At 37.7% G+C, this 12,882-nt stretch carries 11 protein-coding genes; 10 read left to right on the top strand and 1 reads right to left on the bottom strand.

All coding sequences use genetic code 11. The annotated features are described in order from the left end of the window. Window positions 1-31: 31 nt before the first annotated feature. From pyrH to mnmC, 7 genes are read left to right on the top strand one after another with little or no spacing between them, the layout of a single operon-like run. A complete protein-coding gene (gene pyrH / locus CYP28_RS06125; RefSeq protein WP_054196984.1) occupies window positions 32-748 on the top strand; it encodes a UMP kinase in 717 nt (238 codons plus the stop codon). 18 nt (window positions 749-766) lie between these two features. After that, window positions 767-982: a DNA-directed RNA polymerase subunit omega gene (locus CYP28_RS06120; protein ID WP_084041541.1), complete on the top strand. Its 216-nt coding sequence runs from the start codon at window positions 767-769 to the stop codon at window positions 980-982. Next, window positions 969-3,158: a RelA/SpoT family protein gene (locus CYP28_RS06115; RefSeq protein WP_084041542.1), complete on the top strand. Its 2,190-nt coding sequence runs from the start codon at window positions 969-971 to the stop codon at window positions 3,156-3,158. The genes CYP28_RS06120 and CYP28_RS06115 overlap by 14 nt, the downstream gene beginning before the upstream one ends. Window positions 3,159-3,168: 10 nt before the next feature. Beyond that, window positions 3,169-4,374: a tyrosine--tRNA ligase gene (tyrS, locus tag CYP28_RS06110; protein WP_103593506.1), complete on the top strand. Its 1,206-nt coding sequence runs from the start codon at window positions 3,169-3,171 to the stop codon at window positions 4,372-4,374. After that, window positions 4,375-5,466 (top strand): nitronate monooxygenase, encoded by a 1,092-nt coding sequence (locus tag CYP28_RS06105; RefSeq protein ID WP_103593505.1) that lies wholly within the window; start codon window positions 4,375-4,377, stop codon window positions 5,464-5,466. Continuing rightward, window positions 5,463-6,905 carry an N-acetylmuramoyl-L-alanine amidase family protein gene (locus CYP28_RS06100; RefSeq protein ID WP_103593504.1) on the top strand — a complete coding sequence of 481 codons (1,443 nt, stop codon included), beginning with the start codon at window positions 5,463-5,465 and terminating at the stop codon, window positions 6,903-6,905. The genes CYP28_RS06105 and CYP28_RS06100 overlap by 4 nt, the downstream gene beginning before the upstream one ends. Next, window positions 6,902-8,770, top strand: coding sequence for a bifunctional tRNA (5-methylaminomethyl-2-thiouridine)(34)-methyltransferase MnmD/FAD-dependent 5-carboxymethylaminomethyl-2-thiouridine(34) oxidoreductase MnmC (gene mnmC, locus CYP28_RS06095; protein ID WP_103593503.1), 1,869 nt, complete (start codon window positions 6,902-6,904; stop codon window positions 8,768-8,770). Before CYP28_RS06100 ends, mnmC begins: the two co-directional genes overlap by 4 nt. Before the next feature lie 58 nt (window positions 8,771-8,828). Here the strand turns inward: mnmC and putP are convergent, their stop codons facing one another. Then, on the bottom strand, window positions 8,829-10,316 hold the full coding sequence (gene putP, locus CYP28_RS06090; RefSeq protein WP_103593502.1) for a sodium/proline symporter PutP: 1,488 nt from the start codon (window positions 10,314-10,316) through the stop codon (window positions 8,829-8,831). Window positions 10,317-10,466: 150 nt separating this feature from the next. On the opposite strand from putP, the gene CYP28_RS06085 reads away from it, so the two are divergent. Genes CYP28_RS06085 through CYP28_RS06075 form a run of 3 tightly spaced genes read left to right on the top strand, consistent with a single transcriptional unit; the run spans window position 10,467 to window position 12,683 of the window. Beyond that, a complete protein-coding gene (locus tag CYP28_RS06085) occupies window positions 10,467-11,177 on the top strand; it encodes an amino acid ABC transporter permease (RefSeq protein WP_021091602.1) in 711 nt (236 codons plus the stop codon). Next, complete coding sequence (locus CYP28_RS06080; RefSeq protein WP_103593501.1) at window positions 11,170-11,898, top strand: amino acid ABC transporter ATP-binding protein; 729 nt, start codon at window positions 11,170-11,172, stop codon at window positions 11,896-11,898. The genes CYP28_RS06085 and CYP28_RS06080 overlap by 8 nt, the downstream gene beginning before the upstream one ends. Window positions 11,899-11,909: 11 nt before the next feature. Next, the gene (locus tag CYP28_RS06075; RefSeq protein WP_103593500.1) at window positions 11,910-12,683 is read left to right on the top strand and encodes a transporter substrate-binding domain-containing protein; all 774 of its coding nucleotides are present in this window, start codon (window positions 11,910-11,912) and stop codon (window positions 12,681-12,683) included. Window positions 12,684-12,882 lie beyond the last annotated feature (199 nt).

The raw sequence follows: 12,882 nt of genomic DNA, 5'->3' as shown, positions 1-12,882 counted from the left end.
CTAGAATGCGTGAATTTTAAGGAGCAAGACAATGAGTAAAAGAAAACGCGTATTAGTTAAATTTTCAGGCGAAGCTTTAGCGGGAGAGAATGGTTTTGGTATAGATACGGCGGTGCTTAAATTTATAGCAAATGAGATAAAAGAGCTTGTTGAAAATGGTATTGAGGTTGGCATCGTTATCGGTGGTGGCAACATTATACGCGGTGTGAGTGCCGCAAAAGATGGCATTATTAAACGAACGAGCGGCGATCACATGGGCATGCTAGCAACTGTTATAAATTCGATCGCAATGCGTGAAGCTTTAGAACGAAGTGGGCTAGAGGTAAGAGTGCAAAGTGCAATCAAAATGGAAGCGATCTGTGAGACTTTCATCGTGGGACGTGCACAGCGCCATTTGGAAAAAGGCAGAGTTGTTATATTTGCTGCAGGTACTGGTAATCCATTCTTCACAACAGACACCGCAGCTACGCTAAGAGCTATTGAGATTGGCTCAGATATGATCATAAAAGCGACAAAAGTTGATGGTGTTTATGATAAAGACCCTAAAAAATTCAAAGATGCAAAACTTTTAAAATCACTAAACTATGAAAAGGCAATGAGCGATGATATCAAGGTTATGGACGATACTGCCATAGCTTTAGCAAAAGATAACTCACTACCGATTTTGGTTTGTAATATGTTTAAGGCTGGAAATTTATTAAAAATAATAAATGAAGAAGAAGCGGCCCTATACTCAGTAGTAAAATAAATTTTAAAAAGGATAAAAATGAGAACAGAACAAATAACAGCAAGAGCGTTAAAACAAGTTGGTGACGATAGATATAAGCTTTCACTTATAGTTGCAAAGCGTGCAGAAGCACTGGCAAATGGAGCTCAAACTCTTGTTAATGCTGATACTTCAAAGATGAAATTTGCTGACATTGCACTACTTGAAGTAGCTGAGGGTAAAATAGGCTTAGAGGCAATAGTTGAAGGAAAATAGTCTTTTTTTAGAGCAGCTGATCGAGCAAATTTTACCTTGTAAAAATGTTTCAGAAGCTATAACGCTGCTCTTTTCTCTTTGCGAACGAAGCGAGAAATTAGACAAAGCTATAGATAGCTGTGTCACATCTCATGCTGGTCAATATCGCAAAAGTGGCGAGCCATACGCAATCCATCCAATATTGGTAGCATCAATAGTAGCAAATATGGGTGGAGATGAGAGTATGGTTATAGCTGCACTACTTCACGATGTAGTTGAAGATACTGAAGTTACACTTAGCGAAGTTCAGGCTGAATTTGGTGATGAAGTGGCGAAGCTGGTTGAAGGACTTACAAAGATAGTTGCTATAAGAGAAAACAAGCTTGCAAGCTCAAGTAGTAACGAAAAACTAGCAAGTTCGGCGCTAACTTTTAGAAAAATGCTTTTAATCTCCATTGAGGATGTTAGAGTTCTTGTGGTTAAGCTTTGTGACAGACTTCATAATATGCTAACCCTTGATGCGTTAAAGGTAGAAAAACAAAAACGAATTGCTGAAGAGACGCTTATGGTCTATGCTCCGATCGCTCATAGGCTTGGAATTTCATCTATCAAAAACATACTTGAAGATCTAAGTTTTAAATATGCGATGCCAGAAGAATACGCTAAGATCGATAGCTTTTTAAATAAAAATAAGCAGCAACTTAGCCTTAAACTAAATGCTTTTTACGAAAAAGTAAATCAAATTTTGCTTGAAAACGGCTTTATTGAGGGTACTTTTGAGATACAAAAACGTATAAAGCATTACTACTCAATCTATTTAAAAATGCAAAGAAAAGGTATTTCGATTGAAGAGGTGCTTGATTTGCTAGCTATTAGAATTCTTGTACAAAAGCCGCTTGATTGCTATCTTGCGCTTGGAAATTTGCATATAAATTTTAATCCTCTTATTTCGAGATTTAAGGATTATATTGCACTTCCAAAGCAAAATGGCTATCAAACGATACATACAACTATTTTTGATAATAAGAGTATTTTTGAGGCGCAAGTTCGCACTTACGATATGCACAAAACCGCTGAATATGGTGTCGCAGCTCACTGGAAATACAAAAACGGCGAGGGCAGTTTACTTAATCCAAAACTTGACTGGCTAAACGACATTGGTATGCAAAACAATGAAGCTGAAAGTAACGTCGAAGAGCTTTATGAATATGCAAAAGATAGTCTTTACATAGAAGATATTGCGGTCTATTCGCCAAAAGGTGAGGTTTTTACGCTTCCACGCGGGGCTACTGCACTTGATTATGCTTATGAGATTCACACAGAGATCGGACTTTATGCAAAAGAAGCTTATATAAATCGCGTCAGGATGCCACTTTTAACGGAGCTAAAAAACGGCGATATTGTAAGGATTGTAACTGGTGAAGAGGCAAAATTTCGCTGTTCATGGATAAATAGCGTTCGAACTGGTAAAGCAAGAGCTACGATAAGGACATATTGCAAACAAAAGATAAAAGATATAAATTATAAAATCGCAGTTGACATTTTAAAGTCGGTTTTTGGCGTTTCGAAAGATAGAATTTTAGACTGGATAGAGCATGAAAATTTAGGCAAAAAAGTTTTTCGTGCTGCAACTGAGAGCGATTTTTTGCAAGAGGTCGTAAATATGCTTAAAAAGTATATAAAAAAAGAGCGCCCTTTTATGATCTCTTTGGGCGACAAATATCAGGTTAAAAAGCAAAAATTTGAAAATATCGTAATCTATTCAAATCATAAAATTTCAAATGTCGAGTTTGACTATTGTTGTAACCCAAAAAGAGGCGATAGTATAGTTGGCTTTAAAAATGGGCACAATGTGACAGTGCATCACAAGCTTTGTGAGCGTGCCGGGAAACTTATGGATAAGGGCAATGAGATCATCTTTGTCAAATGGACTAGAAATGCTCCGCATAGATATAAAATTTTATTAAATTTGGAAAACCGAAAAGGCGCGTTGGCTGAATTTTTAACATATCTTGCTAGACTAGATGTAAATTTGGCTACAATCTCGCTAAATGAAGCAAATGACCTTAGCGGTGATACATTTGAGATAAGTGTTGAGATAGCTGAAAACATCGATGCAAACGAGCTAAGAGAGAAGATCAAAGATAGATATAAGATTATAGATTTCGTTTCGCAAAGCGATCCATACCATAACTAGGAGAAAGATAATGCAAGATATAGCTGAAATTTTACAAGAGGTAAAACGCGGTGTTGCCGAGATTATTGACTTTGAAAGAGTTGAGAATTTAATAAAAAACTATTATGAAAAAGGTGAAAATTTCTATGTAAAGGCTGGTTTTGATCCAACTGCTCCAGACCTTCACTTAGGTCACACAGTCGTTTTAAACAAGATGGCACTTCTTCAAAAACATGGCGCGATCGTGCAGTTTTTGATAGGCGATTTTACCGCTCAAATAGGCGATCCAACTGGCAAATCAGCCACCAGAAAAAAACTAGATCAAGAGACAGTTTTAAAAAATGCTAAAACCTACGAAGAGCAAGTTTTTAAAATTTTAGATCCAAAAAAGACCGTGATCATGTTTAACTCAAAATGGTCAAATGAACTTGGAGCTGCTGGAATGATAGAGCTAACTAGCACATTTTCAGTCGCTAGAATGCTAGAGCGCGATGATTTTGAAAAAAGGATAAAATCTGGTAGTCCAATTTCAATTTGTGAATTTATGTATCCACTTCTTCAAGGTTATGATAGTGTTGCGATGAAGTGCGACATCGAGATGGGCGGTACGGATCAGAAATTTAATCTTCTAATGGGTAGAACCTTACAGCGAACATATAATGTTGGCAAAGAGCAAGCTGTAATCATGATGCCTCTTCTTGAAGGGCTTGATGGTGTAAATAAGATGAGCAAAAGTCTTGGAAATTATATCGGCGTAACCGAAAATGCAAATGATATGTTTGCAAAAACGCTTAGTATAAGCGATGAGCTAATGTGGCGTTGGTACGAGCTTTTAAGCGCAAAAAGCCTTGGCGAGATAGAAAATTTAATGAACGATGTTAAAAACGACAAGTATCATCCAAAAAAAGCAAAAGAAGACCTTGCGTACGAGATAACAGCGAGATATCACGGCGAGGAGGCTGCAAAGGCTGCGATGGCTGAGTTTAATAGTGTCCACTCACAAAATCAAATCCCAACTGATATAAAAGAATTTACTCTAAAAGCACCAGTATGGATAGTGGAAGCTTTATCACAGTGCGAACTAAGCGAGTCAAATTCTCAAGCAAGGCGTGATATAAAGGCAAATGCGGTTAGCATTAATCAAGAAAAGATCAGTGATGAGCAGTTAAAATTAGGAGCAGGTGAATATATCTTGCAAGTCGGTAAGCGTAAATTTGCAAAAGTAAAGGTTGAATAAATGGAGTTAAAGCCATTAAAAATAGGAAAATATGAGATAAAGTATCCGATATTTCAAGGTGGTATGGGACTTGGTATTAGTTGGGACAAACTAGCTGGCAATGTCAGCCTTGAAGGCGGCCTTGGGATAATCAGCTCAGTTGGTACTGGATATTATGAAAATAGAAAATTTATAGATAAAGAGCTTAACGCAAAGCCTTTTGGAAGTGAAAATTTCTACTCTACAAAAGGATTTAGAGCAATTGTCGAAAATGCGCGAAAAATTTGTGGCGATCTGCCGCTTGGTGTAAATATCATGTATGCCGCAAATGACTACGCGAGGGTAGTAAAAGATGCTTGCGAGGCTGGCATAAACATCATCGTATCAGGTGCAGGCTTGCCTACAAATTTGCCAGAATTTACACAAAACTTTAAAGAAGTCGCGCTAGTTCCTATTATCTCAAGTGCAAAAGCACTAAAGATCATCTGCAAACGTTGGCTACAAAGATATGACCGCTTACCAGATGCAGTTGTGCTTGAAGGACCACTAAGCGGTGGGCATCAGGGCTTTACTTACGAGCAGTGCCTTGATCCTGAGTTTTCGCTATTTAATCTAATCCCACAAGTAAAAGCCGAGATAAAAGAGTGGGGCGACTTTCCGCTCATCGCAGCCGGTGGAATTTGGGATAAAAATGATATCGAAAAAGCAATATCGCTAGGCGCAGACGGCGTTCAAATGGGTACACGCTTTATCGGAACTCATGAGTGTGACGCAGATATTGGCTTTAAAGAAGTGATACTAGCAGCCGAGGAAAAGGACATAGAGCTTATAAAAAGTCCAGTTGGCTATCCGGCTCGTGGGATTAGAACAAATTTGATAAATTTGGTAGAAAAAAGGATGGGACCAAAGATCCAGTGTATAAGCAACTGTGTGAGCCCTTGTCAAAGGGGCAAAGGGGCTAAAGAGGTTGGATATTGCATCGCTGATAGGCTGTTTGACTCATTTAGTGGCAAAAAAGAGACCGGGTTATTTTTCACGGGAGCAAACGGATATAAACTAAAAGAGCTAATAAGCGTAAAAGAGCTAATGCACAAGCTGGTACATGGTGAATGAAACGAGCGATAATCCTCTTTTTTATTGTTTGTAATTTCCTTTTTGCTGCGACAAATTCAGAGATATTTGCAAAATTTGATAAAAATTTTGCCAGCTCAAGCAGAAGTGCAAAGATCAAATTTCACAACGATATAAAAGACATCTATGTCGACGCGATCATAAAAAATGACAAAAATATAAAAAAACAAGCACTCACAAGACTCATAACTAGCTCAAAATCGCTTGGTTTTGATTCAAATGGGTATATAAAAGATCTAAATGCACTAAATGGCATAAAGAGCGCTAGCACGCCTAGCACCGCTACTTTGACGCTGCTTAGTGCAACCAAGGTAAATGACACTTTAGTGCTTAAGTTTAATACAAAAATCGATACCGCAAAACTAAAAACATCCTTTTTAAAGCAGCAAAATACATATAAAAATATTATGGATATTGATGGTAGATTAAATGGTAATCCGCTGACTTATAAAAATTTCATATCTGATTACATTCATATCTCGCAGTATGATAAAAATACTGTTAGAGTTATTTTTTCTGATAAGATCCAAAAGACTATAAAAGCAAATGCAACAAGTGATCTGCTTGTGATCAGCGCTCAAAATTTTATCTCAAATGAAAATGTAAAAGCACCACTTCATAAAACTAAAAACAAAAATGAAGAAGTGCCACACAAAGAGCCTGAGCCAAATTTAAAGCCGCAGCCTGCACAAAGTGAGCCAGTAGCAGCACCTTTGCCACCAGTTGCGACTGGTAAATTTTCACGCAACAAAACGATCGCCATCGATCCAGGCCATGGTGGCACTGATCCAGGTGCAGTAAATGGTAAGCTTCAGGAAAAAACTGCGGTTTTAGGTGTAGCCAAAAAACTTGGCGACATACTAAAAGCGCGTGGCTACAAGGTCTTTTTTACCAGATCAACCGATGTCTTTATAAATTTAAGAACAAGAACAAAATTTGCAAATGATAAGATGGCTGATCTTTTTGTTTCCATTCACGCAAATGCCGCTCCAAATGCCACAAAGGCAAAGAGCATGCACGGCATTGAGACATTTTTCTTATCGCCTGCACGAAGTGAACGTAGTAAAAACGCAGCCGCGCTTGAGAACAAATCAGATATAGAAGAGATGAACTACTTTTCGCAGCAGACGTTTCTAAACGTGCTAAACCGCGAGAAGATCATCGCCTCAAACAAGCTTGGCATCGATATCCAAAAAGAAATTTTAGCAAGTGCCAGAAAAGTCTATGCTGCAAGTGACGGCAGTGTGAGAGAGGCACCATTTTGGGTACTTGTAGGTGCTCTTATGCCAGCAGTTCTTGTTGAGATCGGCTATATCACGCATCCAGTCGAGGGTGAAAAGCTCTTTAATGATGCATATCAAAATGCCCTTGCAAACGGCATCGCAAATGGCATCGATGGATATTTTGCAAAAAATAGATGAAAAATGCAAATTTAAGCTTTAAAGGGCAAATTCCATTTAACGAGGAGTTTGGTGACATCTACTTTAATACCGACAAACCTTGGCTTGAGAGTGAATTTGTCTTTGCAAGAGCGCTTGATGAAATTTGGCAGATCAAAGATAGCTTCATTATCGCTGAAACTGGCTTTGGTGCTGGATTAAATTTTTTCACAATTTGTAAGAAATTTAAAAATAGCTCTAAAAAACTTCACTTTGTTAGTATCGAAAAAAGCCCTATTAAAAAAGAAGATCTTTTAAAAATTTATGAAAATTTAGGCATTTTTAAAGCTTGTGCCAAAAAGCTGGTTTCGCTCTATCCGCCGCTAATCTCAGGCATACACCGTATAAATTTTGCCCCAAATATTACACTTGATCTTTGCTACGGCGAGGCTAAAGAAATTTTACCTGAGCTTGATTTTATTGCCGACATCTGGTTTCTAGACGGCTTTGCTCCAAGTAAAAATGGCTCGATCTGGAGCGAAGAAATTTTTAGGCAGATCGCAAGACTAAGCAGGGTTGGCACGATTGCTAGAACCTACTCGTGTGCAAAAATAGTAAAAGACGGGCTAAAGGGTGCTGGCTTTTTGCTAAGCCTAAAAGAGGGATACGCTAGAAAACGCCAGATGAGTAGCGCCGTGCTAGAGAAAAAAGATAAAAATTTAAAAGATGCTTGGTTTGCGAGATGCGAGCCAGCCTCTAGCGTAAAAGGCAAAACAGCGCTCATCATAGGAGCAGGAGTGGCTGGACTTGCAACAGCTGGCGAGCTAGCCAAAAATGGCTTTAAAGTGGTGATCGCCGAGGCAAATGGTGAGGTCGCAACAAATGGCTCAGGCAATCACTGTGGTGCTTTGATGCCATTAGTTACGAAGCCTGGGGTAAATTTAGGCCGCATGCATTTAAACGCATTTTTGCAAGCAGTGAGATTTTACAAGGCAACTTTGCCAAAAAGCCTTATCAAATTTAACGGCTGCATCGACTACGCATTTGATGATGAGCTCGTTAAAAGGTACGCCTCATGGCAGGATCAAAATGCAGAGGATATTTTTAAATTCGATGAGAACTTAAAACCATATCCTGGCATATTTATAAAAGATGGTGCATACGCTAGACCAAGAGAAATTTGTAAATTTTTATCAAGCAACTTTGAAATTTTATTTAACCATGAGTACGAGAGCAGAGAGTACCTTCAAAATGGCAAGATCAGCGTTAAATTTAAAAATGGTAAAAATTTAGAGACCGATATTTTAATCTTTTGCACTGGCAGTAAGAGCAGTGAAATTTTTAAGGACTACGACATGCAAATAAGCAGTGTCCGAGGTCAAGTCACGCACCTAAAACCAGTGCTAAAAAATGCCATGCCGCTAAGCGCAAAAGGCTACATTTGTCCAGCTGTAAAAGGCATGCAAGTTATCGGCGCTACTTACGCTAGAAATGAAATTTGCGATATGCCTAAAGTTGAGGATAATGCTAAAAATTTAAGCGATGTAAGCGAGTTTTTTGACACCACAAAAGCCACCATTATCGGCTCACGTGTGGGATATAGAAGCTATAGTGGAGATAGGTTTCCGATAATTGGCGCCTTGTATGATGAGGAATTTTATAAACAAAACTACAAAGGGCTATTTTGGAGCAAAAATAAAGATAACAATCCAAAAGCAAACTACGAAAAAAATGTCTTTGTAAATTTTGCTCACGGCTCACGAGGTCTTGGCACAGCGATACTTGGAGCAAATTTGATAGCTGATCTTGTATTTGATCGCCCACTTTGTATAGAAAGATCACTATTTCATGAGCTTCATCCAGCTAGGTTTTTGATAAGAAAACTGAAAAAGGGATTAAAATTTTAAGAGAGAATTAGCAGAAATTCCTAGCACAAGATACTAGGAATTTCTTGTAAGTTTAGGCTTAAAGCCTTGTTTTCATCTTTTCAAATTCATCTTTTATGACTTGCTCGTGAGGTTCGCTCGTCATTTTATTTATCGCATCTCCCCAGATACTTACGCTAATGATCGCTATACAAGAAGCTATGATGCCAGGTAAAATTTCATAAACATAAACGTTTAGCCCTGAAGTGATCCAAAATATTACGGTCGCGCCTCCAGCTATCATACCAGCTAATGCTCCAAGTGCACTCATGCGCTTCCAGTAAAGGCTAAAAAGTAGCACTGGTCCAAAGCTCGCACCAAATCCAGCCCAAGCGTTGCCAACGACATTTAGAACATTATCTGTCGAGATAAAGGCAAGTATAGTAGCAACTATGGCCACTACTACGACAGCATAGCGACTGATCGCTGTTTGTGTATTTTGACTAATCTCTTTTTTATAGAATGCAAAGATAAAATCCTTTGTTACCGAGCTAGATGTAACTAAAAGCTGACTTGAGATAGTACTCATGATCGCTGAAAGCACAGCTGAGATGATAATGCCTATAAAAAATGGTGGGAAAAGTAACTCGCCAAGCTTTAAAAATACAGTCTCAGGATCGCTAAGTCCGCCTCTTTGTTTAAAGTAGACAAAGCCGATAAGTCCGCTCATAATCGCACCAAGCAACCCAATGCTCATCCAACCAATACCGATCCTTCTTGCTTTGGCAAGTTCTTTTGAGTCGCGTATCGCCATAAATCTAACAATGATATGTGGCTGGCCAAAATAGCCAAATCCCCAAGCCATAAGTCCTAAAATTCCCCAAAAAGTTTGATCTCTAAACGGATTTAGGTGATTTGCATCAAGCTTGCCTATCTCCTTTATCAAATTTGTATCGCTTGGCAAGTCTAAATTTAGATATGCCACGACTGGGATCGAGACTAGGACACAAAACATCAAAAGCCCCTGAAATGCGTCAGTTATACTAACTGCTTTAAATCCACCAAAAAATGTGTAAAAAACCACAATAACAAGTGTGAAGACCGCTCCGTAGGCAAATTTTAAACCAAAAAAGCTCTCAAATGTCTTTCCGCCAGCGATGATGCCGCTACTTACATAAAGCGTGAAAAAGATTAAAATGATAAGACCAGAGATGATTCTTAAAATTTTAGTCCTATCTTTAAAGCGATTTTCTAAAAAGTCTGGTATCGTGATGCTATCACTCGCAACTTCAGTATAAATTCTAAGCCTCTTTGCTAAAAATAGATAGTTGCAGTAAGCTCCAATGATAAGACCGATTATCATCCACACATTTGCTATGCCAGTTGCGTATAAGGCTCCGGGCACGCCAAGCAGCATCCAACCACTCATATCAGAAGCACCAGCACTAAGTGCAGTAACTACTGGACCCATTCGACGGTTATCTAGCAGATACTCGTTCATACTTGCGTTTTTATCGTAGAAATATCGTCCGATAAAGAGCAAAAAGCCAAAATAGATGGCGATGGCTAAATAAGACCCAAAGCTCATAAATTTCCTTTCAAATTAAGATAAATGGCTTATGTTAATATAAATTTTTTTAAATTACAACATTCAGTGCCGATCCTTAAACACTTTTAAGCAAAATGATATAAATTTTTTCGTATTATTTAAAGCCATATTTTAAAGAGAAGGACGAAGTTGAAGGCTCAAAATTTAGCTAAATTTCTATTTTTTATAATAATCGTCTCACTTGGAGCATATTTTTTCTATCCAAGAGATCTTAGTGAGGCTCAAGAGATCGCTTATATCAAAAGTTACGGAGTGACTTTAGGACTAACGATAGGCGGTATTGCCATAGGCATAACACTTGGATTTACCTTGGCGTTTATTAAATTTTTAAATATCAAAGTCTTAAATTTTATAATCGATGAATATATCGATATCTTACGTGGAACACCTGTAATACTTCAACTTTTAATATTTTCAGTTGTCATTTTTGCAACATGGAGTGATAATTTTTATGTAGCTCTCATCGCACTTGGACTAAATAGTTCTGCTTATGTAGCCGAGATCGTGCGAAGTGGCATAAACAGTGTGGATAAAGGACAAATGGAAGCGGCTCGTGCGATGGGACTAAACTATTATGTTTCGATGCGCGAGATAGTTTTCCCACAAGCTACAAAAAATATCTTACCAGCTCTTGCAAATGAGTTTATATCGCTATTTAAAGAGACATCAGTCGTGGGCTATATAAGCGTCGTTGATATCACGATGCAAAGTAAGAGCTTGCAAGCGGTCTTTTATAGCCCAGAGCCAGTTATTTTTACAGGTATTGTCTATTATGTGAGTGTTAAATTTTTTACACTTTTGACAAAACTACTTGAGAGGAGATTAAACCGCCATGATTGAGATTAAAAATTTAAACAAAAGTTATGGCGATTTGCGAGTTTTAAATGATATTAGCGTAGATATAAAAAAGGGTGAAGTTATAGCGATAATTGGTCCAAGTGGTGGTGGCAAAAGTACATTTTTACGCTGCATAAACCGCCTTGAGGATCCAGATAGTGGACACATAAAGATAAATGGCGAAGATATTTTAGATAAAAAATCAGATATAAATAAAATTCGCCAAAAAGTGAGCATGGTTTTTCAGCACTTTAATCTTTTTGCAAATAAAAACGTCTTACAAAATTTAACTCTAGCTCCGATAAAAGCGGGAATTTTAGATAAAGCAAGTGCAGAAAAAAGAGCCGATGAGTTGCTAAAAAGTGTTGGGCTAAGTGATAAGAAATTTGCCTATCCGCACAAACTCTCAGGCGGACAAAAGCAACGTATCGCGATCGCTAGAAGCCTAGCGATGGAGCCAGAAGTGATACTTTTTGACGAGCCGACAAGTGCGCTTGATCCTGAGATGATCGGAGAGGTACTTGATATTATGAAAGATGTTGCTGCAAGGGGCATAACGATGCTTGTTGTGACCCATGAGATGGGCTTTGCGAGAAATGTGGCAAATAGAATTTTCTTTATGGATAAAGGCAAAATCGCAGTTGATGACACACCAAAAAATGTCTTTACAAATCCACAACATGAGCGTTTAAAAGAGTTTTTAGGTAAAATTTTAAATCATTAAAGGAGTAGAAAATGAGTAAAATTTTAAAATTTTTGATGGCAAGTTTGGTTTTATTTTTACTAGGTTGTGGCGATGACGCTAATAAAAAAAATACAGCAAATAATGCCGAAGAAGCTAGTAAAAATGTAGTTTATAAAGTTGGCTCGAGTGCTGATTATCCACCTTTTGAATATCTTGATGAAAACAATAAAATTGTTGGCTTTGAGATAGATTTATTAAATGAGATCACCAAAAAAACTGGAATAAAATTTGATGTTGCAAATATGAGCTTTGATGGGCTGATATCAGCATTAAAAACCGGTAAAATCGATATTGCTATAAGCGGAATGAGCGCAACTGATGAGAGAAGAAAATCGGTTGATTTCACTAAGCCATATTATTTTTCAGAGAATTTATTTATCCGCAAAAAAGGCTCAGATGTAAATAAAGACAACCTTAAGGATAAGAAAATTTCAGCTCAAGTTGGAACATTGCAAGAAGAAGCAGCCAAAAGCATAACCACTAAATCGATACCTGCTGAAAATGTAGCAGCTGCCATCATGTCACTAAAAGCCGATAAAATCGACGTTGTACTAACTGATAGTCCGATAGGGGTTGAGTATTTAAAACTAAATCCAGATTTGGAAGAATTTTTAAGAGTTCCTGATGGCACAGAAGGATTTGCGATGGCGTTTGATAAAGGCAAACACACTGAGCTTATCAAGAAGATAGACGCAGCGATCGATGAGCTGCAAAAATCTGGCGAATTTGACAAAATGCTAGATAAATATGGATTAAAGAAATAAATCTAAATACAAAATTTGCAGAGAAGCAGGAATTCTCTGCAAAAACTCACTTTTTTCTAATTTTTAAAATTTAACATCTTTTAAAAGTAAAATTAATAAAATGACTTAACTATTTTCAAGGAGAAAAAATGAAGCTTCTCAGGATGAGAACGGCATTTATTTTAAATGTGCTATTTTCTATTTGCTTGCATAATAACTT

The organism is Campylobacter concisus (assembly GCF_002914195.1).
Classification (GTDB): Bacteria; Campylobacterota; Campylobacteria; order Campylobacterales; family Campylobacteraceae; genus Campylobacter_A; species Campylobacter_A concisus_M.
This window is presented reverse-complemented; position numbering and strand designations above follow the sequence as displayed.

Excerpts from the sequence above, each read along its gene's own strand:
- pyrH (WP_054196984.1), top strand. The coding sequence starts at position 32 with ATGAGTAAAAGAAAACGCGTATTAGTTAAATTTTCAGGCGAAGCTTTA.
- CYP28_RS06120 (WP_084041541.1), top strand. The coding sequence starts at position 767 with ATGAGAACAGAACAAATAACAGCAAGAGCGTTAAAACAAGTTGGTGAC.
- tyrS (WP_103593506.1), top strand. The coding sequence starts at position 3,169 with ATGCAAGATATAGCTGAAATTTTACAAGAGGTAAAACGCGGTGTTGCC.
- CYP28_RS06105 (WP_103593505.1), top strand. The coding sequence starts at position 4,375 with ATGGAGTTAAAGCCATTAAAAATAGGAAAATATGAGATAAAGTATCCG.
- CYP28_RS06100 (WP_103593504.1), top strand. The coding sequence starts at position 5,463 with ATGAAACGAGCGATAATCCTCTTTTTTATTGTTTGTAATTTCCTTTTT.
- mnmC (WP_103593503.1), top strand. The coding sequence starts at position 6,902 with ATGAAAAATGCAAATTTAAGCTTTAAAGGGCAAATTCCATTTAACGAG.
- putP (WP_103593502.1), bottom strand. The coding sequence starts at position 10,316 with ATGAGCTTTGGGTCTTATTTAGCCATCGCCATCTATTTTGGCTTTTTG.
- CYP28_RS06080 (WP_103593501.1), top strand. The coding sequence starts at position 11,170 with ATGATTGAGATTAAAAATTTAAACAAAAGTTATGGCGATTTGCGAGTT.
- CYP28_RS06075 (WP_103593500.1), top strand. The coding sequence starts at position 11,910 with ATGAGTAAAATTTTAAAATTTTTGATGGCAAGTTTGGTTTTATTTTTA.